The following is a 23,734-nucleotide window of genomic DNA, read 5'->3' on the forward strand; positions in this document are numbered from 1 at the left end:
GCGGCTTGCCATCGACCTGCAGAGCGGAATCAGCATCGCTCGCACAAACAACGCGCTCATCGAGCGCCGCTCGGTCTACTGCATATGCAGCATTCGTGGCCGAGGCCTCTCTTCGATTCGGGATTCCGGAGCACTGGATCCTGAGGGTGATCGACGTCGAAAGTGGTGGGAAAGTGAATGCCGTATCGACGCGGGGCGCTCTCGGTCTAATGCAAATCATGCCCCAGACATGGATCGATCTGAGCGTTCGGCATGATCTCGGATTGGATCCGTTTGATCCTCACGACAATATTGTGGCTGGTACGGCGTATCTTCGCGAGATGCTCGATCGCTTCGGAACGGAAGGTTTTCTTGCGGCCTACAACGCTGGTCCAAAGCGATATGAAGAGCACCTGGTTGCAGGTCGAACGCTTCCCGATGAAACGCAAGCCTACGTTCGGCGACTTGCAGTTTTGCTCGGCATTAGCCGGCGCGAGCACGGTCGTGCGATGACGGGACAGATCGTCGACGCGCCGCAGGCAACCGTGTTTGTTCGACGATCCGGCAACGCGTTCGCTAACGGTCCATCGACATCGGCTCAACAATCGCTCGGTTCGTCGCAACACTTTGCTACGGCGTCCACATCAGCGCTTGTGCCGCGCGCGACGGGCCTGTTTGTGCCTCGTTCAGACGAGTTGCCGCACCGATGAGTGAAATCGCATTTCGTCGCGTGCTGGCGAGGGCCATCGCAGCCGTGAAGGCGGTTGGGAATGAGCATGGATTGGACGAGCGGGGAGGGCAGGATAAAAACCGCAAGGTGCGGTCGGTCGGATGGGGCGAGGAGAACCGGAGAATTCCAGTGATCTCGCAAACATTGCGCACGTTCCCGCGCAACCTGCATTTCTCAGCAACGCATCATCGTTGCTCAGCTTTCGACACCTTGCGAGCTCGCGATGGCCAAAAACGACGATTTCCGCATCCGTCCCGGCCGCATCCGCTCGACCCGCGGGGCTCGGACAAAATCCTTTCTGGCGCAGGTGCTCACGGCGGCGCAGAAGGCGGGCGGGCTTTCTCGTAGTGGCGTGAGGCGCGGCAGCACGTTTGGGCGCGGCCGCGCGGCGAGCCTTGCCGCGTCGCGGCTCCTCAATAACCGCGCACGCGGCGCCATCGTCAAGGCGCGTGTTGTGCGGCGGATGCGTTCGCCAGGCGCGCTGCGTGCCCATATCGGCTATCTCCAGCGTGATGGGGTTACCCGCGACGGGGCACCAGGAAAGCTCTTTGACGCGGCGGGCGACGAGGCAGACGGCCGCGCCTTCGCCGAGCGCTGCGAAGGTGATCGGCATCATTTCCGATTTATCGTCTCGCCCGATGATGCCGCGGAACTGGAAAGCTTACGGACCTTCACCCGCGAACTGATGAATCAGGCTGCGCGGGACCTTGGCACCCGGCTCGATTGGGTGGCGGTCGATCATTGGAACACCGAGCATCCGCATATCCACATCCTCGTGCGCGGCCGCGACGATGACGGAAAAGACCTCGTTATCAGCCGTGACTATATCTCAACGGGGTTGCGCGCCCGGGCCGTCGACCTTGTGACCCGCGAACTCGGCCCGCGTTCAGAGCTCGAGATCCGCCAAAACCTCGACAGGGACGTGGCGGCTGAACGTTGGACCAGGCTCGACCGGGCGCTTGCCCGGGAAGCGAGCGCCGCGGATGGAGTCATTGACCTCCGGCCGGACCGGGAAGCCGCGCGAGACCCGCTGCGGGAGATCCGGATCGGAAGGATGCGCACCCTCGAGCGGCTGGGCCTGGCCGAGCCGGCCGGGCCGGCGCGCTGGGTGCTGGCGGCAGATGCAGAGCAGCGCCTGCGAGAGCTTGGCGAGCGTGGCGACATCATCAAGCGGCTGCACAGGAGCCTCACAAAGGATGGCGCCACGCGCGCACCGTCATCCTGGGCACTCGAAGGCGAACACCACGGCGAACCCTTGATCGGTCGGCTCGTGGGGCACGGGCTCGATGACGAGCTCAAAGGCACAGCTTTTGCCATTGTCGACGGGATCGACGGAAGGGTGCATCATCTCAAGCTCCCCGACATCGAAGCGGCTGGCGACGGGCCTATTGGCGGCATCGTGGAACTGCGGCGTTTCGAGGATACGAGGGGCCGGCAGCGGATCGCGCTGGCCGTCCGCTCAGACCTCAGTCTTGACCAGCAGGTGGCGGCGGAAGGGGCGACCTGGCTCGACCGGCGCCTCGTCGCGCGTGACCCCGTGGATCTCTCACGGGCCGGCTTCGGTGCTGAGGTCCGCGCTGCACTCGATCGGCGGATCGACGTGCTGGCGGAGCAGGGCCTTGCCCGCCGCGACGGCGACAAGATCACGCTTGGCCGTAACCTGATTGGGACCCTGCGCAACCGCGAGCTCGAGATCGTAGGCCGGCGCCTGGCCTCTGAAACGGGGCTGACGCATTTGCCGGCCGAGGCGGGCGAGGCCGTTACCGGGACTTATCGCCAACGGCTGTCGCTGGCGTCGGGCCGCTTCGCCATGATCGACAATGGCCTGGGCTTTCAGCTCGTGCCGTGGCTACCGTCGCTGGAGCGTGAGCTGGGCAGGCAGGTGAACGGCATCGCCGGTCCTGGCGGCGTGGATTGGAGTTTCGGGCGCAAGCGCGACCTCTCGCTCTGACCCGCCGATCCCCGCGCCAAACTGCGCGCTCCTACGACGTCGAGCGGATTGCCGTTGCACAGTCACCTGCCGTTGCCGCATTGCCTCGGTGCATGTCCGCAGATCGTCTGGAGCCGTGCGCCACGACGGCGCGAGATGGCGGCGATCATCTCGGTCGAGACGAGCTGGACCAACGCCCTATGGCCGATCTCGGTCACCGTCGTACTCTTCGGCACGTTGTTTGGCGGCTCATCGGCGCTCGCTCGGGATGCCTGATGAGCTTTCCTATGGCGCAAAAGCAAGCATACGGAAGAGCCTTCCGCGGCGCGAAGGTCGAGCTTGCTGTCGATGCCCGCGCTAGCTTATGAGCTGCTCAACCAACCAGTGCTTTTCAAGCTCAAGGCGTCGCCCCCGTGTACAAGGTGTACAAGGCCGGCTTCGATCTCGCCATCGAACATGAACAATTCAAGTGGCAGCACCGAGCACCTGTCCAGCGCGCGCCAACTGAGAAGGCATTACTGATTGCGGACCGCTTTGATTGATGGCTGCACCGTCAGCCGGTAAACAATGAGGTGATCCGACCCGCACGCTTCGATCAGTGTGCCGCAAGCAGGGCAGTGGTACTTGCATTCGATGCCGCGCTCAGACGTAAGCTCAAGACGGCGGAAGCCAGCACCGCACTCGGAACACGTTACATCGCTCTTTCTCATGCCTGGCCTCCTCGCGCTGCACGCCGTCATAATTCTTTGACATGTGCTTGTTTGCGCCGCATCTCCTTGGGTCCGGAGTCTCAGGCAAGATCATCATCGCGGATCGCTCGCTGATGCCCAGTGCCTTGTCCGTGTGCTCACAAAATTCACATAGATGCACGTTGATAAGCTGGAACCCTTTTTGGGTTGCTTGGTGCCATTCTCGGCGTTGCGCGCTAGAACGAAGTTAGAAGCAATTTCGTCCGTTCGGCAGATCGGAGTTATTACAAATCCGACATCGAACAAACATTACGCGGATAATTGATGGAACGCTCCGCGGGTCGCTATGCGACATTCAAACCGCTCGCCGGAAGTTTCTCCTCGTCATACTGCTTCCTACCGGCGTATTTCAGTCGAATTATCCGCCGTGCCGACGATTTCCTGCGTCGAGATGCGTCGAAGACGATCACGAGGGGTGTCCTCGGAGCGGCTATTGGTGAGCCGCACCAGAGCTGACTGCGTCATCGCTTTAACAGCGAATTAAGCCGAGCTGGATTTGATGTCGCGCGGGCAGGAAGTTTAGGTCTCGGGGGCGTGTGATGAATGCTGCCAAGGGTCAATCCACGAAATTGGATGCGAAGCTGTTCGATGACGTGCCGGTCCTGCGGCGCAAGTGGCAGGCTGCGCTCAAGCCCGGCGAAACGCTTCCCCGCTATGAAAATGTGTTGCTCGGGAGCCTCGGGCGGCTCGCCGATCATCTGGTGCTGCTCAAGTGTGACAATGGCGCGTTTGCTGTTTCGCGCACTGGTCGCTATGCGCAGAATTGGCTGGGCGATGCGCGCTGGAACATTCCGATGGATGCGCTACGCCCCGATTGTGCGACAGTCCTCAGTGAGGCAGTCTCGAACGCGATTGCAAACAACCGTCCCTATCTCGCGGCCGCACATTGCGTGCGCGCAGGCATGGTGCGGACGTACGATGTGCTGGCCCTGCCGACCTTCTCGCGTTGGGGCGGCACACTGGTCGGCGCCTATGTCAACGAGCGCGGCACGGAATTCAATCTAATCGATGCGATCTTTTGCACGACTGATGACGGCGTAGTCTCGCTCTCAGCCCTTCGCGATCCGACGGGCAGGCCGCTTGATTTTCAGGTCGTGCACCATAATCAAGCGGCGGTGAAGCTCCTCGACGTGGCAGAACACAGCCTGCTGTGGCAGCGTCTGAGCAATTCAGACCATCTGCTCTGTTCGCAAGAGGTTGTAGGGCGGTTGCGGGCTGCGGTCACGAACGACCAGAGTGACCAGTTCGAGATCGAAGACGATAATCGGAGCCTGCGCTTGGGGGTTAGCGCCTTCGGCAATATCGTGTCCCTGGTTATTTCCGACGTTACGTCCTTGAAGCGCCGAGACGCCTCGTTCAGGCTGCTGTTCGACAGCAATCCAATGCCGATGTGGGCCTTCGACGCCGAGACGATGGACTTTGTGAGGGTTAACGACGCGGCGGTGCAGCACTATGGCTATGCCCGCGAGACTTTCCTGCGAATGAAAGTTCAGGAGATCTGGCCAAAAGACGAGCAGGTCGGCTATACGCGGGCGCTACGGGACGCCGGAGATATCTATCAGTCCGAACATCCCTGGCGTCATGTCAAGGCCGATGGCAGCGAGATTTGTGTGCTTACCTTCGGGCGACGCCTCATAATCGAGGGCCGCGAGGGCTATTTGGTCGTGGTGGTCGACATCACCGAACGACGGAAGGCCGAGGCCCGCATCGCCCATATGGCACTCCACGATGGATTGACGAACCTTGCCAACCGTGCGCTCCACCGGGAGCGGCTAGGCGACGCACTCGAAAACGGCAATGCAGCCGGCAAACACGTCGCGGTGCTGTGCATCGACCTTGACCTCTTCAAGAACGTCAACGATTCATTCGGCCATGCCATGGGAGATCACCTGCTCGAGCAGGTGGCCGACCGGTTGCGCTCGCGTGTCGCCGGCAACAATCTGGCGGCACGGCTCGGCGGAGACGAATTTGCCGTCATCCTGACCGACGACATCTCGCCGAACCGGGCAAGCGATTTCGCGGCCGAACTGATCAGGAGTTTGAGTGCGCCTTATGAGATCGACGGCAATCAGGTGGTGATCGGCGCGTCGGTCGGAATTGCGCTCTCACCAGGCGACGGTACGAGCAGCGAGGAGCTGATGCGCAACGCCGATATGGCGCTCTATCGCGCCAAAGAGGATGGCCGCGGCACACATCGCTTCTTCGAGCGCGAGATGGATTACCAGGCGCAGCGACGCCGCGAGCTGGAGCTCGACCTGCGCCGCGCCTTTGCCGATAGCGAGTTCGAGTTGCACTATCAGCCCCTGGTCGACATCGCGAGCGACAAGATCTCAGGGTTTGAGGCGCTCCTGCGCTGGCGCCATCCGGAGAAGGGCATGATCTCACCCGCGGAGTTCATTCCGTTGGCAGAGGAAATCGGACTGATCGCGCCCCTCGGCGAGTGGGTGCTGCGCGATGCCTGCAACGAGGCGGTGAAGTGGCCGTCCGAGATCAAGGTCGCGGTCAACCTGTCGCCGGCACAATTCCGTAGCCTTCACCTCGTCCAGGTGGTGATTTCAGCACTGGCCAATTCGGGCTTGGCGCCTAAGCGGCTCGAGCTCGAAATCACCGAGTCCGTATTCCTGGCCGAGACCGAGGCCAATCTCGCGATTCTTCACCAGCTGCGCGAGCTTGGAGTTTCCATCTCACTGGACGATTTTGGAACGGGTTATTCCAGCCTGAGCTACTTGCGCAGCTTTCCTTTTGACAAGATCAAGATCGATCGCTCCTTTGTAAAGGATCTGGCGATACGTTCCGACTGCGGCGCCATCGTGCGCGCGATCTCGGGCCTCGGACGCAGCCTCAACATCACCACGACCGCGGAAGGGGTGGAGACCACCGAGCAGCTCGATTGGCTTCGCGCCGAGGGCTGCAACGAGGTGCAAGGATTCTTGTTCAGCGCCGCCAGGCCGGCCGCCGAGGTGGGGCAGCTTTTGCTTCGTTTTGGCGCAAGAGCGTCGAAAGCGGCCTGAATTGCGACGCCACATCAACAGGTTCGTTATCTTCGATCCCGATCGGGTCGCGATACCGCCCAGAAACGATCTATAGCGCCCTTGTCGTGCTCTCGCCAATGCGCGTCTTTCTGCGAGCGCTATGATGGCAGGGAGCGACGTGACGCTAGGCATCAATGTGGCACTTCGGCGTTCTTCTGGGCCGAAATAGCGGGTACCAGATGCACGACCCGATACCCGTTCTCATGCAGGTAGCGTAGGAACGCGGGCATCATGGCCGCCGTTCGGGGCTGCGCGTCATGCAGCAGAATGATGCCCTTACGAGCGGCCTCGAGCCGCTCGATCACATTCTTGAGCTCCTGCTCCGGGGTGACGTTCTCCCAGTCGCTCGCCCAAACGTCAGCTCCGAACACGACGATCCCGCGCGACTGCAAGAGATCGAGCGTCGCAGGCGTCGCGTCGAAATATGGGAAGCGGAAGAAGGGTGTCGACGGGGTTTTAGTCGAAACGCCGTTGAGCGTCATTTCAACGGCCGCGATACCGCGATCGATGGCCTCTTTCGCCTGCTCGAACGGAATCTTCGACATCATCGGGTGCGACCAGCTATGGTGCGCAATCGTATGGCCCTGGGCGGCGATGCGCCGAACGAGTGCAGGAAATTCCGCGGCGGACCTGCCGACCAGGAAGAACGTGGCCCGTGCGCATTCGTGTGCGAGCGCCGCCAGCACCTTTTCCGTGTTCGGCGGACGCGGCCCGTCATCGAAGGTGAGGACGATCTCATGGTCCGCCAGAGGAAGGGTCTCTGGAAAGTTGTTTAATCCCACGCGCGGATAGGTCGTCGCATCGACAGCGAGAACGCGTGACGTGCCCAGTGCATTCGGCCGCGGGCAGCCCGCCGCGTTTGTCGCGGCGACGCCGGCAAGCACCACTATTGCAGCGCAGCCGAGCCGAGAAGCCAATCTGTGCAGGCGCAACTTTGTCATTTGCGCTTGGTGCGACCTTGATTGTGAGGTGACCCCGTGTCACTCCGCAGATTATTCGATGCCTGTCGCGGGATTGCTGCGCATCCATGGTATGTCGCGCGCAAAAACGTCGCCGAACCTCGCCGTGACCGCTTAAACCGCTCCTGAGGCGATCGAGACAACGCGACCTTGCGGAAAGGAGCGCCGTGAACTCAAGTTGGTCCGATCGACGGTGCATCAGCAACGGGGTCTGAGCAAATCCCTGGTGTTGCCTGTCTTACCGGAATCTCGACGCAAGCGCTCGGCTGAGACAGTGACTGCTGTTCGTCTGTGGAGATCATTGTCTTTGCGGAGCGCCATGCATCATTGCACGGTTCTGCACGGTGCGTAGGCGCATCGCCGGTCTCCACAGCGTCGATTGGCGCTTTGAGCGCAAACGCAGATTTCGCTCTGCGCCGCAGATCCTGCGCTGCGACGCGCGCGATTGCGACGTGCGCGTGGCTCTTGTTGTGTGCAGCACGGAGGTGGTGTCCACATCTAAATCAATGTCCGCGACGAAGATCATTTGGCATCAGGTAATCCTGGTTTGTCTGGTCGTGCTCGCCTTCCTGTGGGCGGCGACCGAATGGACCGCCTGGCAACTTGCGTTTCAGCCGCAGCTTGGACCCGCGTGGTTCAGGCTCGGGCATTGGCCGATTTACCAGCCGGCAGCCTTCTTCGTCTGGTGGTTCCAATTCGATGCTTACGCACCCCGCATCTTCCTTCAGGGCGGCGCCATTGCCGCGGGCGGCGGCATCGCGGCAATTGCGTTAGCAATGATGCTTTCGGTCTTTCGGGCACAAGAGGCGAGAGACGTCACCACCTACGGCTCCGCGCGCTGGGCCGACGCGCGGGAGGTGAGGCGCGCAGGCCTATTGGGGGCTGATGGCGTCGTGCTCGGCCGGTTTCAGGGCCATTATCTGCGGCATGACGGGCCCGAGCATGTGCTCTGCTTTGCCCCGACGCGATCGGGCAAGGGCGTCGGCCTTGTCATCCCAACCCTTCTGACCTGGCCCGCATCGACCATTGTTCATGACATCAAGGGGGAGAATTTCCAGCTGACCTCCGGCTGGCGCGCGCATTTTGGACCCGTGCTGTTGTTCGATCCAACCAATCCGGCCAGCGCCGCTTACAATCCGCTTCTGGAGATCCGTCGTGGAGATTGCGAGGTGCGAGACGCCCAGAACATCGCTGATATCCTCGTCGACCCTGAAGGTGCGCTGGAGCGGCGCAATCATTGGGAAAAGACCAGCCATTCGCTGCTCGTCGGCGCGATCCTGCATGTCCTCTACGCGGAAGCCGACAAGACGCTCGCGGGCGTCGCAAACTTTTTGTCGGATCCAGCCCGTCCGATTGAGGTGACGCTGAACGCAATGCTCGCAACGGCCCATCTTGGAACCAGCGTCCATCCCGTCGTGGCCTCGGCTGCGCGAGAACTCCTCAACAAGAGCGAGAACGAGCGCTCGGGCGTTCTCTCAACCGCAATGAGCTTCTTGGGGCTCTATCGCGATCCGGTGGTTGCCAAGATCACCGCACGGAGCGCCTGGCGCATCCGCGATCTCGTCGACGGTCCTCGACCCGTCTCACTCTATCTCGTCGTTCCGCCATCCGACATCGTCCGGACAAAACCCTTGATCCGGCTCATCCTCAACCAGATCGGGCGGCGGTTGACCGAGAGCCTGGATCCTGACCGGCGCCGGCAGAAGCTCCTCCTGATGCTCGATGAGTTCGCAGCCCTTGGCCGGCTCGACTTCTTCGAGGGCCAGCTCGCGTTTATGGCTGGCTACGGCATCCGCAGCTTTCTCATCACCCAGAGCCTTAATCAGCTCGAACGCGCCTATGGACCGAACCACGCGATTCTTGACAATTGCCATGTCCGGATCGCTTTCTCGACCAATGACGACCGGACTGCCAAGCGCGTCTCCGACGCGCTTGGGACCGCCACCGAGCTGCGAGCCATGAAGAACTATGCCGGGCACCGGTTAAGCCCATGGCTTGGACACCTGATGGTAAGCCGCCAGGAAACCTCGCGGCCCTTGCTAACGCCCGGCGAAGTCATGCAACTCTCGCCCAAAGAGGCGATCGTGATGGTTTCCGGAGTGCACCCGCTGCGTGCCACCAAGGTCCGCTACTACGAGGATCCGCAGTTCCAGCGGCGGGTGCTGAAGCCGCCGGGCCCCGAACGTGCCACCTTGGCTGCGCAGCCCGATGACTGGTCATCGCAAGCGTCAATTTCTCCTTCGAGCGTGCTGCTCACGAGCCGCAAGCGCAAGAGCGACGACCCGAACGGAGGCCTTCGCCGGGAGCCGGAATTGCCGCAGCATGAGGAGATCGAGGTCAAGGTGCCGCTTGCCGAACATGAGTTCGATGCAGGCCTGGATGAGGGTGACGCCGATGCCGTCCAGGCGCAAGCGTTCAGCCGATCTACTCAGGGCGTCGCGCGAAACGTCAGCCTCGACCCTGACGATGGCATGGACCTCTGAGCCTGTCAAAATGAAGAAGACCCAGCTCAGCATCTACCTCGATCCGGAGATCTCCAAGAGCCTCGATAGCTTCGCAAATCATCGTGGCCAGTCCAAGTCGTTGGTCGCCGAGGCCGCGATCGCCTCGTTCCTTTGCCCGGACGATTCCGATCGGCGCGAGGCGGCGATCGCCAAGCGGCTCGACCGGATCGCGCGCGTACTCGAACGCCTTGAACGCAACGACGGTGTAACGCTTGAGACGATTGCGCTGTTCATCCGCTTCTGGCTGACCTCGACCCCGGCGCTCCCTGAACAATCGGGACCAGCCGCGCGCGCCAAAGGGGCGGAGCGCTACAATCGCTTTGTTGAAGCGCTCGGACGGCGGCTTTCCAGCGGATCGACCGTTATTAAAGAAGTGAGCATGGACTTTGACGCCTCGGAGAAACCTGAGTGAGGAAGGTTTCCGCAGCAGATGGGCGATTTAACGGCTCTCGTTTCTGAAGACCGATTCCGAGATAGCTCGGCTCTTGCACCGACAGCCAGCCGTGAAGCGACGAAGGGACTGACGCCTCGTTCAAGTCCAACGCTTCCATAGCCGTCATTTGGGATGTTGGCCCCGCGAGCCGAACAGGTCCGGCTCTGATCAGGCCACCCTTCCTTTCTTTGCCTACGCCAGAGCGCGACGGGCATGTTCGTGCGGTTGATGTCGTGTTTGGCCTGCTTCTTTGTGAGCCCGTCATCGCTGGGGCGATTCATCGTTATCGATCGGATCTGCGTCGCGGGCTGGACACGCCCGTCGTGTGGCTTTGAGCGGTCGCAAAGTGGGGAACACGGAAATATGCAAGTCGATGAAGGCCTCGAAAGCCAGCCCAGCTCGAAGTTGAATCAAGCTGGTAGCGATGCCCAGCCGGTCTCGAACGAAGCTCCGCGAACCAAGAAGGTCACTGTGCAGCTCTCCGAGAGCATGGTCGAGCGGCTTGAAGCTGCGACCGATCGCCCGGGACTCGGCAAGAGCGTGGTCGTCGAGACGGCACTTGAGCGCTTTTTCAGTCCTGCGCTGCCGATCGAGGGGGGCGTTCATGAGGCTCTGGAGCGCATGAGTGGCCAGATGGCGAGGCTTGAGCGCGAGATCGCGATCATTGCCGAGACGGTGGGTCTGCATGCGCGCTATCACCTCACCGTGACACCTCCCATGCCGCCATCGGAGCAGCGGGAGGCGTGCCTGCTCGGCGAGCGGCGCTTCAAGGTATTGGTCGAGCAGGTCGAGCGCCGGGTTCGGCTCGGACAGCCATTGATACGGGAGACCATCGATCGGCTGGGAAGGGCCAGTCGACCTGCGTCTGAAGCTCACGGCCGCCCATCAGGCATTACGGCGCCAGAGCAATTAAATCGGGAAGCTTCGTCCGCAGCCGCCGCGCGTGGAGAAACCGAGCCGAGCGCTGCCGCCGAGGAGGGCGGCAGCAGTCTGAACTTTCGGAGCCTGCCCAACTCCTTCTGTTGAGCTGGCCGACCGGGCCGGGAGAAGCGCGCCGAAACAAGGGCTGAGCAAAATATTCTCCGAAAAACGCCTCGAGCGCCTTCCAGTTTCGCGGCTCATCGCCTGCGTGTTTCTTCCCTTCGCGGCCGGGTACTACCTGTCCTACCTGTTCCGGACGATCAATACGCTGATTGCTGGACGCCTCACCTCTGATCTCGGGCTTGGCGCTGCCGATATTGGGCTGCTCACGTCGATCTATTTCCTGATCGTCATGGCGGTCCAGATTCCCATCGGCATGTGTCTGGACCGCTTCGGCCCGCGGCGGGTCCAGAGCACACTGTTAGGCGTTGCTGCAGCGGGTGCCGCGCTCTTTGGACTATCAACGGGAATCCTGTCGCTCCTCGTTGGTCGGGCGATGATCGGGCTTGGAACCGCAGCCGCCCTGATGTCAGGCTTAAAAATCATCGTCCTCTGGTTTCCGAGAGAACGTATGGCTCTTCTCAATGGCTTCATGATCATGCTGGGATCATTGGGGGCGGTCACAGCAACAGCGCCGGCCGAGGTGCTCCTGGACGGGATCGGCTGGAGGGGGTTATTCGAGGCGCTGGCGGCAGTGACTGCGCTTGCTGGCATTTTGATTTATCTTGTGGTTCCAGAACGATCCACGGGGGCTCTGCCGAGCACGAAGCCTGCCACCCTGAAAACCATCTATTCGGACGCGCGCTTCTGGCGAATTGCGCCTCTGTCGGCGACCTGCATCGGATCGGCCTGGGCACTGCAATCCTTGTGGGCGGCACCCTGGCTTGACGATGTCGAGCGGCTGGACCGAACGAGTCTCGTCGATGAACTGTTCGCCATGGCGCTTACTTTGAGTCTCAGTGCCCTGCTCCTGGGCCTGCTTGCAAACTGGGTGCGCCGTCGCGGCAAGACAACGGAAGCTCTCTTTGCGGTCGTCGCGGTGATGTTGATCGGCGCTGAGCTTGTGCTGATCCTGCATCCGCCCTGGCTGTCACTTCTTCCCTGGTACGCCGTATCGGTCGCCGCATCAGCGACAGCTCTGACCTACGCCATCATAGGGGACTATTTCCCGACTGAACTCGTCGCGCGAGCCAACGGCGCATTGAACGTCCTGCAATTTGGCTGGGCGTTCATCGTGCAGTACGGAACGGGACTGATTCTGGAGCAATGGCCTCTCCAGGCGGGGCATTATCCCTTGATCGCCTACCAGATCGCTTTCGGAGTGAACGTGTTGCTGCAGCTGGCGACGCTCGTCTGTTTTGCCGTCCCGTGGTTCGGAGGCCTGAAAAGGGAGGGTTGGACCTTTGGTCGCACGTCAAGGAACGGGCCGATGGAGCTCTGATGAGGTCATTGTCCCGGCGGCTGAGGTTGTCATCCTGGAGACGGATGAAGATAAGGCGTGGTGACGCGAGGCTATCGCCCGGCTGCGGCCATGGCTCGTTGGCCTGAAAGGAAGGGTTGGAGCTTCCGCACACGTCGTGGCGCGGGCGGCTCGAGCTCGGTCGAGGTCGTTAGTCCACCAGCGGAGCTTGTCATCCTACAGGCGGATGAAAGTGGGGCGTGGTGACGCCAGGCTGTCGTTGGGCTGATGTCGCAATGCCCCCGTTCTTCGGCTCGTCAATGACATTTTTTCCGAATCTTTCTCTTTCTACGCCAGGCTACGAACGACGTGGTCCCCTTGTTGCGATGGCGCAGGTTCTGCCTTTTCTAGTTGTCCCCATGAGAGGCCGCTGATCGTCAGCTGCCTCGGTTTCCTTGGGGCAGTCGTGGTCATCCATTCATTTCATTCGGAAGCTGAGCTACGCGGAGCGCGCATGCTCCGCACGGCGTTAGGGCCCGCAATCGCAGGCTTCCTGGAAGATCCTTCCGTCGTCGAGGTGATGCTCAACCCAGATGGCCGGCTGTGGATCGATCGGCTGTCGAGCGGGCTCACTGACACTGGCGAGAGCTTACCTCCGGCCGACGGCGAGCGCATTGTCCGCCTGGTGGCGCATTATGTCGGCGCCGAAGTTCATCCGGGCTCGCCCCGGATCTCGGCCGAGCTGCCGGAAACGGGCGAACGTTTCGAAGGATTGCTGCCGCCGGTCGTGGCCGCGCCGGCGTTCGCGATCCGTAAACCCGCCGTGGCCGTCTTTGGCCTCGCCGACTATGTCGCTGCCGGCATCATGAACGCGGAGCAGGCGAGCGCGCTGCGCGAGGCGGTTGCCGCAAGGAAGAACATCCTGGTCGCGGGCGGCACTTCGACCGGCAAGACCACGTTGACGAATGCGCTTCTGGCCGAGGTCGCCAAAACGTCAGACCGCGTCGTCCTCATCGAAGATACGCGGGAGCTTCAATGCCAGGCGCCGAACCTTGTGGCGCTGCGGACCAAGGACGGCGTCGTCTCGCTGTCGGATCTGGTGCGCTCATCGCTTCGCTTGCGGCCTGACCGCATCCCGGTCGGCGAGGTGCGCGGTGCCGAGGCGCTAGACCTCTTGAAAGCCTGGGGGACGGGCCATCCCGGCGGCATCGGCACGATTCACGCCGGCACCGCGCTTGGAGCCCTGCGGCGGCTCGAGCAGCTCGTCCAGGAGGCCGTCGTGACGGTCCCGCGCGCGCTGATCGCCGAGACCATCAACGTCATCGCCGTGCTGTCCGGCCGTGGTGCCGAGCGACGCATGAGCGAGATCGCCTCTGTCACCGGGCTCGGACCATCGGGCGATTACAGCCTTTCGAAGATCGGAGATCAGTCATGACCACGCCATCATCTCTTGGCCGGAGCTTTTCAGTCATCGCATTCGCGGCTCTTTATCTGGCAACTCAACCGGCATGGGCCGCCGGCTCGAACATGCCCTGGGAGCAGCCGCTCAACCAGATCCTCCAATCGGTTGAAGGCCCGGTCGCCAAGATTATCGCGGTCATCATCATCATCGTGACCGGGCTGTCGCTCGCCTTCGGCGACACGTCAGGCGGTTTCCGGCGTCTGATCCAGATCGTGTTTGGTCTGTCGATCGCCTTCGCCGCCTCTAGCTTCTTTCTGTCGTTCTTCTCGTTCGGTGGCGGGGTGTTGATCTGATGGATGAGCCAGTCGCAGGCTTTGTCGCGCCCGTCCACCGCGCGCTCACTGAACCGATCCTGATGGGCGGCGCGCCACGCTCAGTCGCGATTCTCAACGGCACGTTGGCCGCCGCGCTCGGCCTCGGCCTGCGCTTGTGGCTGGCAGGGCTTCTCCTGGCCTTCATCGGCCACATGGCCGCGGTCTGGGCTGCGAAGCGCGATCCAGAATTCGTCGAAGTCGTGCGCCGCCACGTTCGCGTCCCTGGTCATCTCAGCACCTGAAGTCGGTCAATGATGAATCTTGCCGAATATCGCCGCTCAAACACGCGCCTAGCCGACTTCCTACCCTGGGCCGCCCTGGTCGATGAGGGAATCATCCTCAACAAAGATGGCTCGTTTCAGCGGACAGCGCGGTTCAGAGGGCCAGATCTCGACAGTTCTGTCCCGGCTGAGCTTGTCGCGGTCGCAAGCCGGCTGAACAACGCGCTGCGGCGTCTCGGCTCCGGGTGGGCCATCTTCGTGGAGTCGCAACGGCATTCGGCGGGACGCTATCCGCCGGATATCTTCCCGGATATCGCCTCCGCCTTGGTGGATGCGGAGCGCAAAGCGCAGTTCGAGGAGGCCGGAAGCCACTATGAATCGAGCTACTACCTGACGTTTCTCTATCTGCCGCCCGCCGAGAGCGCAGCGGTGGCAGAGCGTCTCCTCTACGAGGGCAGCCACCGCGGCGCGGGAGCGGACGCGCGAGAGGTGCTTGCCGGCTTTGTGGACCGGACCAACCGCGTGCTGCAGCTCGTTGAAGGTTTCATGCCGGAATGCGGCTGGCTCGATGACGAGCAAACGCTGACCTACCTTCACTCGACAGTCTCGACCAAGCGGCACCGCGTGCGCGTGCCCGAAATCCCGATGTATCTCGATGCGCTCCTTGCCGACCAGCCGCTGACCGGCGGGCTGGAACCGATGCTGGGGGAGGCGCATCTGCGCGTGCTGACGATCGTGGGATTTCCGAGCGCGACGACGCCCGGCATTCTCGACGATCTCAACCGGCTGGCCTTTCCGTATCGCTGGTCGACCCGGGCCATCATGCTCGACAAGACGGATGCGACGAAGCTTCTGACGAAGATTCGGCGGCAATGGTTTGCCAAGCGAAAGTCGATCGCCGCGATCCTCAGGGAGGCGATGACCAACGAGGCCGCAACGCTGCTCGACACCGATGCCCACAACAAGGCGATGGATGCTGACAGCGCGCTGCAGGAGCTCGGCTCGGATCAGATCGGCGAGGCCTTTGTCACGGCGACCGTCACGGTCTGGGACCGGGATCCGCGTGCAGCTGATGAAAAGCTGCGCCTCGTCGAAAAGGTGATCCAGGGCCGCGACTTCACCTGCATGGCCGAGACGGTCAATGCGGTCGAAGCCTGGCTCGGCAGCTTGCCGGGACAGGCTTATGCGAACGTCCGCCAGCCGCCGGTCTCGACCTTGAATCTCGCCCATATGATCCCGCTGTCTGCTGTCTGGGCAGGAGAAGTGAGGGACCATCATTTCAAGGCGCCTCCGCTGTTCTTCGGGAAGACGGAAGGCTCCACCCCGTTCCGCTTCTCGCTTCATGTCGGAGATGTCGGCCACACCCTCGTGGTTGGGCCAACCGGTGCCGGCAAATCCGTGCTGCTCGCACTGATGGCGCTGCAGTTCCGCCGTTATCCGCAAGCTCTGATCTTCGCTTTCGATTTCGGCGGGTCGATCCGCGCAGCCGCAATCGCCATGGGCGGCGACTGGCATGACCTTGGCGGCGCGGTTGCCGGAGAATCCGCAGCGTTCGTTGCTCTTCAGCCGCTTGCGCGCATTGAGGACGTTGGCGAGCGCGGCTGGGCAGCCGATTGGATCGCGTCGATCTTGGGCCGCGAACGGATCGAGGTCACGCCCGAGACGAAGGATCATGTCTGGTCAGCATTGACGTCGCTTGCCTCCGCGCCAGTCGGGGAGCGCACGCTGACTGGCCTTTCCGTTCTGCTCCAATCCAATGCCCTAAAGCGCGCGCTGCAGCCCTACTGTCTCGGTGGTCCCTTCGAGCGGCTCTTGGATGCGGAACGCGAGCGGCTGGGAGAGGCTTCCGTCCAGGTGTTCGAGACCGACGGATTGATCGGAACCGATGTCGCGCCCGCGGTCCTTTCCTACCTGTTTCACCGGATCGAGGACCGGTTTGACGGCCGTCCGACCCTGCTCATCATCGATGAGGGCTGGCTTGCGCTCGATGATGCCGATTTTGCCGGAAAGCTCCGCGAATGGTTGAAGACGCTTCGCAAGAAGAATGCCTCCGTCGTGTTTGCGACCCAGTCGCTTGCGGATATCGACGGGTCCGCAATTGCATCCGCCATCGTCGAGAGCTGCCCGACCCGGATCTTGTTGCCAAATGACCGAGCCATCGAGCCGCAGATCATGACGATCTACCGGCGTTTTGGACTGAACGACCGGCAAATCGAAATCCTCGCCCGAGCCACGCCCAAGCGCGATTACTACTGCCAGTCGCGCCGAGGCAACCGGCTGTTCGAGCTCGGCCTTGGCGAAATCGCGCTTGCCTTTGCAGCCGCGTCTTCCAAGGCCGATCAGGCTCTCATTGAGCAAGTCCTTAAGGAGCACGGGCGGGACGAGTTTGTCACTGGGTGGTTGAAGGCTCGAGACCTCAGCTGGGCCTGCAATCTCATTCCGCAGCTTGCGAAGGAAGGAAGCTTGTCATGAACCGTCTCCGTCAGCTGACGGCAGCGAGCTTGGTCGCTATGGCCGTCATGCAAGTGCCCCGAGAGGGCAAGGCACAATGGATCGTGTTCGACCCCAACAACTACGTGCAGAACGTCCTTACAGCGGCGCGCGAGTTGCAGCAGATCAACAACCAGATCACATCTCTGCAGAACGAAGCGCAGATGCTGATCAACCAGGCGAAGAACCTGGCGAGCCTGCCATATTCGTCCCTGCAGCAGCTCGAGCAGTCGATTCAGCGTACTCAGCAGCTGCTCTCGCAGGCCCAGCGGATCGCCTACGACGTCCAGCAGATCGATCGCGCCTTTTCCACAACTTACGCACCCGCATCATCGAGCATGTCCGATGGGTTCATGGTCGCCGACGCGCAAACACGCTGGCAGAACTCCGTTGCCGGGCTGCAGGACGCCATGCGCGTGCAGGCGAGCGTTGTCGGCAATCTCGACACCAATCGGACCCAGATGTCGGCCCTGGTCACCGCGAGCCAGGGCGCGTCAGGCGCACTTCAGGCGAGCCAGGCCGGCAATCAGCTCCTTGCACTGCAAGCGCAGCAGCTAGCGGACCTTACCGCCGCCGTGGCCGCGCAAGGTCGGGCGCAAACGCTTCAGGCAGCGCAGCGGGCAGCAGCGCAGGACCAGGGGAGGGAGCAGCTGCGGCGCTTTCTGATCCAGGGCCAGGGCTATCAACCAACAACCGTGCAGATGTTCCACTGATGATAAAGTCCAGATTCGAACGGCTGCCGGTGGCGGTGGCACTTAGCCTGGCTGTCCTGTTCGTTGCGGCCTGCGCCATTCGTCTGCGCGGCGACGAGAGCGCTACCCAATCTTCCGCCTCGGGCGCTGCGAAGCCCGACCCGATCGCGGCAAAGCTCGAGCAATGCCGCACCGTCACCTACAAGCAGAAAGACGCTCTCCTCGAATGCCAGAAGATCTGGGCGGAACAACGCAGCCAGTTCTTGAAGGGAAGTGGATTCTCAAGCGGTGCGGATAGCCGGGCGGGCGTCGGGCCATCGCCATCTCCTGTGCCGCGTAAGGACGAAAGCCGTCTCCCGACCGGTTATCCCTCCATTCCGCGCCAAAGCGAGTGAGCCATGGGCGGCACAGGCGTGATCGACCAGTTCCTGGAAACCTTCACTCGCTACATCGACTCCGGATTTGGCTTCGTTGGGGGCGAAGTCACCTATCTTGCGACCACATTGGCCGCAATCGACCTCACGCTCGCGGGCCTGTTCTGGTCCTTTGGGAGCGATGAGGAGATCATCGCCCGGCTTGTCAAAAAGACACTGTTCGTCGGCGTCTTTGCCTACCTGATCGGCAATTGGAATAGCCTTTCCCGCATCGTCTTTGAAAGTTTTGCAGGTCTTGGACTGAAGGCTTCGGGCACGAGCCTCTCATCGGCGGATTTCTTAAGGCCGGGCCGGATCGCCCAAGTCGGGCTCGATGCCGGCCGCCCGATCCTGGATTCGATCTCCTCGCTGATGGGCTACGTCAGCTTCTTCGAGAACTTCGTCCAGATCGCGGTTCTCCTGTTCGCTTGGATCGTGGTGCTACTGGCCTTCTTTGTCCTGGCCATCCAGCTCTTCGTCACGCTGATCGAGTTCAAGCTGACGACACTTGCCGGCTTCGTCCTGATCCCCTTCGGTCTGTTCGGCAAGACCGCCTTTGCGGCCGAGCGGGTGCTGGGCAACGTGATCTCGTCAGGCGTAAAAGTCCTGGTCCTCGCGGTCATTGTCGGCATCGGATCGACCTTGTTCTCGCAATTCACGGCAGGTTTCGGCGGCAACCAGCCAGCCATCGAGAACGCGATGGCGCTGGTGCTCGGCGCTCTCTCTTTGCTCGGCCTCGGCATCTTCGGACCAGGCATCGCCAACGGCATCGTTTCTGGCGGCCCGCAGCTTGGCGCGGGTAGCGCGGTCGGCACTGGACTTGCGGCTGGTGGGGTGATTGCGGCTGGCGCCGGCCTTGCAGCCGGCGCTGCCGGTCTCGCCAGCGGCGCCATCGCGGGCGCGTCGCGCGGCGGAAGCGCCATTGCGAGTGGTGCGGCGAGCGTGTTTCGGACGGCGAGCCACGCCGGTTTCGAGGCGAGCGGTTCGGCTGCTGCAAGCCCCTTGCGCTCGGTCGCGGCAGGTTTTGGCGATGGCGCGAGCAATGCCGGTAAGAGGGAAGGGGAGGCTTCTGGCGCGTCAGACAGTGCACCCGCATGGGTTCGTCGGATGAAGCGGGCACAGACGGTCCAGCATGGGGCATCAGCTGCAACGCACGCGATTCGCTCGGGTGATCATGGCGGAGGAGGCGGATCTGTCGACCTCTCGCAAGGGGATCGCTGACGCTTTCTCTTTTCAATCCCGTTCTCAGTCATCTCTTGGGGGCAAACGATGTTCAAACGATCGGCCGTGCACTATGGCCGCACACCGGCAGCAGTCACTCCTTATCAACGCGCAGCCCAGGTCTGGGATGACCGCATTGGCGCGGCGCGCGTTCAGGCCAAGAACTGGCGTTTGATGGCCTTTGGCTGCCTTTTCCTCTCTGCTGGTTTTGCCGGCGCTCTGGTCTGGCAATCAGCGCACGGCACGATCACGCCTTGGGTGGTCGAGGTCGATCAATTGGGTGAAGCAAAGACGGTTGCGCCGGCAAATGCCAGCTATCAGCCGACAGACCCGCAAGTCGCGTTTCACCTGGCGCGCTTCATCGAGCACGTGCGCGGCCTGCCGATGGACGCGATCATCCTTCGCGAAAACTGGCTCCGCGCCTACGACTTTACGACCGACCGGGGCGCGGCGGCACTCAACGACTATGCTCGGAACAACGATCCGTTCGCCAGGCTCGGCAAGATGCAAATTGCAATCGAGGTCTCGAGCGTGATCCGGGCTTCGCCAGAGAGTTTTCGTCTGGCCTGGATCGAGCGCCGTTACGACAACGGTCAACTCGCCGCGACCGAGCGATGGAGCGCGATCCTCACAGTCGTCGTGGAGATGCCACGTGACCTGGACCGGCTGCGGAAGAATCCACTTGGCATCTATGTCAACGCCATCAACTGGTCGAAGGAGTTGGGCTGACCATGCCGTCACATGTTCTTCTTGCGTCACGGAAAGTGCGACCGCGCTTGCCTCTGGCTCTTCTAATCTGTGTCTCCACTCTTAGCGGCTGCTCCACGTTCAAGCCGCCGCAAATCAGCTATGATAGCGAGCTTCCGCCGCCGCCCGATTTGCCGGCGCCTGCCGATGATCGTCCACGGCCGCTGCATGTGCCACCTAGCTGGAAGGCTGCACGCGGCGGCAAGAGCGCGGAAGCCAAGGAGCCCATCGAGCGCATCGAAACGGCAAATGATGCCGCACGGGTGCAGCCGCGCAAAGCCGGCTACTTCAATGCAGTGCAGGTGTTTTCCTATAGCCCGGGCGCCCTCTATCAGATCTATGCCGCGCCGGGTCAAATTACGGACATTGCGCTCGAGCCCGGGGAGCAGCTGATCGGCTCGGGGCCGGTTGCAGCTGGTGATACGGTGCGGTGGGTTGTCGGCGATACCGAGAGCGGGAACGGCGACACGCGTCGTGTCCACATCATGGTCAAGCCGACACGCCCCTCGATTGAGACCAATCTCGTCATCAACACCGACCGGCGCACTTACCTGGTCGAGCTCCGCTCCCGCGAAAAGCCCTATATGCCTTCGGTTGCGTGGTTCTATCCGGAGGATGGAGGCGCGCGTCATCGGGCTCTGTCGCCGACGCCCTTCATCCCGGATCTAGCAGCGCGCCGCTATCGCTACGCCATCGAGGGCGACAGCCCGCCCTGGCGTCCGGTCAACGCCTACGACGATGGCCGCAAGGTCTATGTCGAGTTTTCGCCGGGGATCGGGCAGGGCGAGATGCCGCCGCTGTTCGTGATCGGGCCTGACGGCAAGACCGAGCTCGTCAACTACCGCGCCTACGGCAACCTACTGATCGTGGACCGGCTGTTCGCGGCCGCGGAACTGAGGTTGGGCGAGGAGCACCATCAGAAGGTCAGGATCGTGCGGACCGACGGGAGGCCGCAGTGAGCGATACTAGCCACGCAAATGACACGCCCAACGATGCGCCTCGCGTTAAGCCGGGCGAGATCGCCGAAACCCTGCGGCTCCGGCCGGACCGTCAGCAGGTGGCGCGCCTGTCGCGCAAGGTGCTTGCGGGTGGTGGCGCCCTTGTGCTCGTGCTCATCTCTGGCGCGGTGTTCTGGGCTCTGCAGGAGAAGCGATCGCGCACTCCGGCGTCGGAAGGGCTCTACGCGACCGATCACCACAGTGTCGCCGATCAGCTTGCAACCCTGCCCAAGGACTACACCGAAATCCCGAAAAACGTGCCTCGTCTCGGGCCTCCTTTGCCAGGCGATCTCGGCCGGCCGATCGTCGCCGCCCAAGGGTCGTCGACTTCGAGCCCGCTCGGGGTTGATCCCGAACAGCAGCGCGTCAACCAGGAGAGCGAAGCGGCACGCACCAGTAAGGTGTTTGCCAGCACCAACGTCCGTCCGTCGGCCGCTGTGACGGCGCCCAATGAAACTCCTTCGAATGCCGCGACATCATCCGATGAAGCGTTCGCGCAGAATGGACAGGACCGGAAACTTGCTTTCGTCAGTGCATCCGTCGATCGCCGCACCGCCAGCCCAGATCGACTGACGAGGCCAGCTTCTCCATTCGTGGTGCAAGCCGGGACCGTTATTCCGGCTGCTCTCATCACGGGTATTCGGTCCGATCTGCCAGGGCAAATCACGGCGCAAGTAACAGAAGCCGTCTACGATTCCCCTACCGGCCGAGCCCGCCTTATCCCCCAGGGAGCAAGACTCATCGGCACGTACGACAGCCAGGTCGCCTTTGGCCAGTCGCGCGTGCTGCTGGTTTGGACCCGGCTCATCATGCCGAATGGGCGTTCGATCGTGCTGGAGCGCCAGCCCGGGGCGGACGCCGCGGGGTACTCAGGCCTCGAAGACGAGGTCGACAATCACTGGAAAGAGCTCTTGGGCGCCGCCGCGCTTTCAACCCTGCTCGCCGTCGGCACCGAGGTGAATTCCGGAGCGGATACGGGTAGCACGAATAGCGACCTCATTGCTGCGCTCCGGCGCGGGGCGGGGGATTCCGCGAATCAAACTGGCCAGCAGCTGGTCCGCCGCAATCTCAACATCCAGCCGACCTTGACGATCCGCCCGGGATTTCCGGTGAGGGTCATCGTCAACCGCGATCTGGTGCTCGAACCGTACAGAGGGTGAGGACAATGGCCAAGCTGAAGCTCGGAGCGATCGAGGACGATAAGCCGACCAAGGTGACGCACGAATTGCCCGCGAGCGTCCACCGGGACCTTGTCGCCTACGCCGAAATCCTGGCTCAGGAAACGGGGCAGCGGCCCCAGGATCCGGCAAAACTAATCGCGCCCATGCTGGCGCGGTTCATGGCGGCGGACAGGAGCTTTAGGAAGGCCCGACGGGAGCGTCAACGCCCGAGGGGAGGCGAGGGGTAGCGCTCGGAGAGCAGCTTCAAGAAGGCGGCCAACGCTGGGTTATCATTGTCGGGCCGCCAATAAGCCGAAAAGTCGAAGCGGCTCGGACCGCCGCCGTCGCGCAGCTCGCGGTAGACGAGGCCCCCATAGTTAATGTCGGATTCGAGCACCAAGCTGATTCCTGTATTCATGCTGATTAGGCTCTTGATGATGTCGCGGCTGACGTCGTGGTGCTCGAATTTAGGACGGTTTTCAGGCGATACGAGCTTGGAGATTAGAAAAAATCTTTTCCCGGATCGTAATGACGCAGCAACATCGTCTCGTCCCGCAGATCAGTCCAGTAGACAGTGTCCCGCGCCGCGAAATGATCATGCGGTAAGACGGCCAGAACGCGCTCGCTCAACAGTGGCAACGCGTTAATGTCGAGTAGTGGTCGGCTCCCAGTGACGATTAGGATATCGAGAGCGCCGTTGTAAAGTGCCGTTGCCGAGCGTGTTCGTGATCGTTCAACCGCCGCCAGCTCGATCTTGCTTGAAATCCAGCAAGGACGCTTGAAGATTGCCAACCGAAAGCGACGTGCAAAATCCGGCGCTGAGCCGACCGGTTCACCGTTCCGAACTGCTCTGCAGTCGCTATCAGAGTATCGAACTCCTCTAGAATTGTCCTTGCCAGGCGAAGAACACTGCGGCCTGCCTGTGTTGGGCGCACACCGCCGCTGAAGCGCTCGAAGATCGCAATTCCCAAGTGGTGTTCAATCTCGTTAATTCTACGGCTGAGGCAGGATTGTTGGGACCTCAGCAATTCCGCCGCTTGACGGAGGCTGCCACAATCGGCCGCGGCCACGACAGAGCGCAGGTGCTTCAGTTCAAGGGCTCTGCCCACGTGGGGAGAAGGTTTTGATCGAAGGAGCAGGTCGACGCCCTGTTTGGCGGCCTCGGCAATCTGCGCCCTGTTCGTTTGCAAAAACTATTGAAGGATTGCGCCGGCGTGAAGGTCAAGCGCCTGTTCTTCTTCGCCGATCGACATAAGCACCCGTGGCTTAAGAGACTCGACAAGGAAGCTGTCGCTGGGCAGCGGCAAGCGTATGCTCGTCAAAGGCGGTGTTCGCGACCTCGCCTACCGCCTAACCGTTCCTGAGGATCTGACGTTGGCT

At 62.0% G+C, this 23,734-nt stretch carries 23 protein-coding genes; 20 read left to right on the forward strand and 3 right to left on the reverse strand.

The genetic code is table 11. The annotated features are described in order from the left end of the window. Positions 1 to 146: 146 nt before the first annotated feature. The 4 genes from XI09_RS15540 to XI09_RS15555 all read left to right on the forward strand — a co-directional run bounded on the left by XI09_RS15540 (position 147) and on the right by XI09_RS15555 (position 6,399). Positions 147 to 689, forward strand: coding sequence for a lytic transglycosylase domain-containing protein (locus XI09_RS15540; protein WP_442869596.1), 543 nt, complete (start codon positions 147 to 149; stop codon positions 687 to 689). Positions 690 to 932: 243 nt separating this feature from the next. After that, positions 933 to 2,660, forward strand: coding sequence for a relaxase/mobilization nuclease domain-containing protein (locus XI09_RS15545; protein WP_271567599.1), 1,728 nt, complete (start codon positions 933 to 935; stop codon positions 2,658 to 2,660). 392 nt (positions 2,661 to 3,052) lie between these two features. Then, entirely contained in the window at positions 3,053 to 3,181 is a 129-nt protein-coding gene (locus tag XI09_RS15550; RefSeq protein ID WP_271567600.1) for a hypothetical protein, read from the forward strand. A 746-nt stretch (positions 3,182 to 3,927) separates the two neighbouring features. Further along, positions 3,928 to 6,399 (forward strand): putative bifunctional diguanylate cyclase/phosphodiesterase, encoded by a 2,472-nt coding sequence (locus XI09_RS15555; RefSeq protein ID WP_271567601.1) that lies wholly within the window; start codon positions 3,928 to 3,930, stop codon positions 6,397 to 6,399. A gap of 152 nt (positions 6,400 to 6,551) precedes the next feature. Here the strand turns inward: XI09_RS15555 and XI09_RS15560 are convergent, their stop codons facing one another. After that, positions 6,552 to 7,361 carry a polysaccharide deacetylase family protein gene (locus XI09_RS15560; protein WP_271567602.1) on the reverse strand — a complete coding sequence of 270 codons (810 nt, stop codon included), beginning with the start codon at positions 7,359 to 7,361 and terminating at the stop codon, positions 6,552 to 6,554. Between the two features lie 524 nt (positions 7,362 to 7,885). Between XI09_RS15560 and XI09_RS15565 the strand changes: the two genes are divergently transcribed. The 15 genes from XI09_RS15565 to XI09_RS15635 all read left to right on the forward strand — a co-directional run bounded on the left by XI09_RS15565 (position 7,886) and on the right by XI09_RS15635 (position 22,602). After that, the gene (locus XI09_RS15565) at positions 7,886 to 9,862 is read left to right on the forward strand and encodes a conjugal transfer protein TraG (protein ID WP_271567603.1); all 1,977 of its coding nucleotides are present in this window, start codon (positions 7,886 to 7,888) and stop codon (positions 9,860 to 9,862) included. Between the two features lie 10 nt (positions 9,863 to 9,872). Further along, entirely contained in the window at positions 9,873 to 10,295 is a 423-nt protein-coding gene (locus XI09_RS15570; RefSeq protein WP_271567604.1) for a CopG family transcriptional regulator, read from the forward strand. 384 nt (positions 10,296 to 10,679) lie between these two features. After that, complete coding sequence (locus tag XI09_RS15575; RefSeq protein ID WP_097669053.1) at positions 10,680 to 11,342, forward strand: hypothetical protein; 663 nt, start codon at positions 10,680 to 10,682, stop codon at positions 11,340 to 11,342. Between the two features lie 103 nt (positions 11,343 to 11,445). Continuing rightward, positions 11,446 to 12,678, forward strand: coding sequence for an MFS transporter (locus tag XI09_RS15580; RefSeq protein ID WP_271567605.1), 1,233 nt, complete (start codon positions 11,446 to 11,448; stop codon positions 12,676 to 12,678). Positions 12,679 to 13,150: 472 nt separating this feature from the next. Beyond that, positions 13,151 to 14,071 carry a P-type conjugative transfer ATPase TrbB gene (gene trbB, locus XI09_RS15585; RefSeq protein ID WP_271567606.1) on the forward strand — a complete coding sequence of 307 codons (921 nt, stop codon included), beginning with the start codon at positions 13,151 to 13,153 and terminating at the stop codon, positions 14,069 to 14,071. Next, a complete protein-coding gene (locus tag XI09_RS15590) occupies positions 14,068 to 14,391 on the forward strand; it encodes a TrbC/VirB2 family protein (RefSeq protein ID WP_097669056.1) in 324 nt (107 codons plus the stop codon). Before trbB ends, XI09_RS15590 begins: the two co-directional genes overlap by 4 nt. Continuing rightward, positions 14,391 to 14,654: a VirB3 family type IV secretion system protein gene (locus XI09_RS15595; RefSeq protein ID WP_097669057.1), complete on the forward strand. Its 264-nt coding sequence runs from the start codon at positions 14,391 to 14,393 to the stop codon at positions 14,652 to 14,654. Before XI09_RS15590 ends, XI09_RS15595 begins: the two co-directional genes overlap by 1 nt. A gap of 9 nt (positions 14,655 to 14,663) precedes the next feature. Next, the gene (gene trbE, locus XI09_RS15600) at positions 14,664 to 17,105 is read left to right on the forward strand and encodes a conjugal transfer protein TrbE (protein WP_271567607.1); all 2,442 of its coding nucleotides are present in this window, start codon (positions 14,664 to 14,666) and stop codon (positions 17,103 to 17,105) included. Further along, a complete protein-coding gene (gene trbJ, locus XI09_RS15605) occupies positions 17,102 to 17,836 on the forward strand; it encodes a P-type conjugative transfer protein TrbJ (protein ID WP_271567608.1) in 735 nt (244 codons plus the stop codon). The genes trbE and trbJ overlap by 4 nt, the downstream gene beginning before the upstream one ends. 29 nt (positions 17,837 to 17,865) lie before the next feature. Further along, positions 17,866 to 18,210 (forward strand): putative entry exclusion protein TrbK-alt, encoded by a 345-nt coding sequence (gene trbK-alt, locus XI09_RS15610; protein WP_271567609.1) that lies wholly within the window; start codon positions 17,866 to 17,868, stop codon positions 18,208 to 18,210. 3 nt (positions 18,211 to 18,213) lie between these two features. After that, on the forward strand, positions 18,214 to 19,449 hold the full coding sequence (gene trbL / locus XI09_RS15615) for a P-type conjugative transfer protein TrbL (protein WP_271567610.1): 1,236 nt from the start codon (positions 18,214 to 18,216) through the stop codon (positions 19,447 to 19,449). A 48-nt stretch (positions 19,450 to 19,497) separates the two neighbouring features. Beyond that, positions 19,498 to 20,178, forward strand: coding sequence for a conjugal transfer protein TrbF (gene trbF, locus XI09_RS15620; protein WP_271567611.1), 681 nt, complete (start codon positions 19,498 to 19,500; stop codon positions 20,176 to 20,178). 2 nt (positions 20,179 to 20,180) lie between these two features. After that, positions 20,181 to 21,155 (forward strand): P-type conjugative transfer protein TrbG, encoded by a 975-nt coding sequence (trbG, locus tag XI09_RS15625; RefSeq protein ID WP_271567612.1) that lies wholly within the window; start codon positions 20,181 to 20,183, stop codon positions 21,153 to 21,155. Further along, positions 21,152 to 22,354: a TrbI/VirB10 family protein gene (locus XI09_RS15630; protein WP_271567613.1), complete on the forward strand. Its 1,203-nt coding sequence runs from the start codon at positions 21,152 to 21,154 to the stop codon at positions 22,352 to 22,354. Before trbG ends, XI09_RS15630 begins: the two co-directional genes overlap by 4 nt. A 5-nt stretch (positions 22,355 to 22,359) precedes the next feature. Continuing rightward, positions 22,360 to 22,602: a DUF2274 domain-containing protein gene (locus XI09_RS15635; protein WP_271567614.1), complete on the forward strand. Its 243-nt coding sequence runs from the start codon at positions 22,360 to 22,362 to the stop codon at positions 22,600 to 22,602. Positions 22,603 to 22,855: 253 nt separating this feature from the next. Here the strand turns inward: XI09_RS15635 and XI09_RS45780 are convergent, their stop codons facing one another. Beyond that, positions 22,856 to 23,146, reverse strand: coding sequence for a LysR family transcriptional regulator substrate-binding protein (locus tag XI09_RS45780; RefSeq protein ID WP_333939095.1), 291 nt, complete (start codon positions 23,144 to 23,146; stop codon positions 22,856 to 22,858). After that, positions 23,032 to 23,463, reverse strand: coding sequence for a LysR family transcriptional regulator (locus XI09_RS45785; RefSeq protein WP_333939096.1), 432 nt, complete (start codon positions 23,461 to 23,463; stop codon positions 23,032 to 23,034). The genes XI09_RS45780 and XI09_RS45785 overlap by 115 nt, the downstream gene beginning before the upstream one ends. 75 nt (positions 23,464 to 23,538) lie before the next feature. Here XI09_RS45785 and XI09_RS15645 point away from each other — a divergent pair, with 75 nt between their 5' ends. After that, positions 23,539 to 23,718: a type IV toxin-antitoxin system AbiEi family antitoxin domain-containing protein gene (locus XI09_RS15645; protein ID WP_442869597.1), complete on the forward strand. Its 180-nt coding sequence runs from the start codon at positions 23,539 to 23,541 to the stop codon at positions 23,716 to 23,718. Positions 23,719 to 23,734: the final 16 nt, after the last annotated feature.

The sequence above is a fragment of the Bradyrhizobium sp. CCBAU 11386 genome (assembly GCF_028128955.1).
GTDB lineage: Bacteria > Pseudomonadota > Alphaproteobacteria > Rhizobiales > Xanthobacteraceae > Bradyrhizobium.

Excerpts from the sequence above, each read along its gene's own strand:
- XI09_RS15545 (WP_271567599.1), top strand. The coding sequence starts at position 933 with ATGGCCAAAAACGACGATTTCCGCATCCGTCCCGGCCGCATCCGCTCG.
- XI09_RS15555 (WP_271567601.1), top strand. The coding sequence starts at position 3,928 with ATGAATGCTGCCAAGGGTCAATCCACGAAATTGGATGCGAAGCTGTTC.
- XI09_RS15560 (WP_271567602.1), bottom strand. The coding sequence starts at position 7,361 with ATGACAAAGTTGCGCCTGCACAGATTGGCTTCTCGGCTCGGCTGCGCT.
- XI09_RS15565 (WP_271567603.1), top strand. The coding sequence starts at position 7,886 with ATGTCCGCGACGAAGATCATTTGGCATCAGGTAATCCTGGTTTGTCTG.
- XI09_RS15570 (WP_271567604.1), top strand. The coding sequence starts at position 9,873 with ATGAAGAAGACCCAGCTCAGCATCTACCTCGATCCGGAGATCTCCAAG.
- XI09_RS15575 (WP_097669053.1), top strand. The coding sequence starts at position 10,680 with ATGCAAGTCGATGAAGGCCTCGAAAGCCAGCCCAGCTCGAAGTTGAAT.
- trbB (WP_271567606.1), top strand. The coding sequence starts at position 13,151 with ATGCTCCGCACGGCGTTAGGGCCCGCAATCGCAGGCTTCCTGGAAGAT.
- XI09_RS15590 (WP_097669056.1), top strand. The coding sequence starts at position 14,068 with ATGACCACGCCATCATCTCTTGGCCGGAGCTTTTCAGTCATCGCATTC.
- XI09_RS15595 (WP_097669057.1), top strand. The coding sequence starts at position 14,391 with ATGGATGAGCCAGTCGCAGGCTTTGTCGCGCCCGTCCACCGCGCGCTC.
- trbE (WP_271567607.1), top strand. The coding sequence starts at position 14,664 with ATGATGAATCTTGCCGAATATCGCCGCTCAAACACGCGCCTAGCCGAC.
- trbJ (WP_271567608.1), top strand. The coding sequence starts at position 17,102 with ATGAACCGTCTCCGTCAGCTGACGGCAGCGAGCTTGGTCGCTATGGCC.
- trbL (WP_271567610.1), top strand. The coding sequence starts at position 18,214 with ATGGGCGGCACAGGCGTGATCGACCAGTTCCTGGAAACCTTCACTCGC.
- trbF (WP_271567611.1), top strand. The coding sequence starts at position 19,498 with ATGTTCAAACGATCGGCCGTGCACTATGGCCGCACACCGGCAGCAGTC.
- trbG (WP_271567612.1), top strand. The coding sequence starts at position 20,181 with ATGCCGTCACATGTTCTTCTTGCGTCACGGAAAGTGCGACCGCGCTTG.
- XI09_RS15635 (WP_271567614.1), top strand. The coding sequence starts at position 22,360 with ATGGCCAAGCTGAAGCTCGGAGCGATCGAGGACGATAAGCCGACCAAG.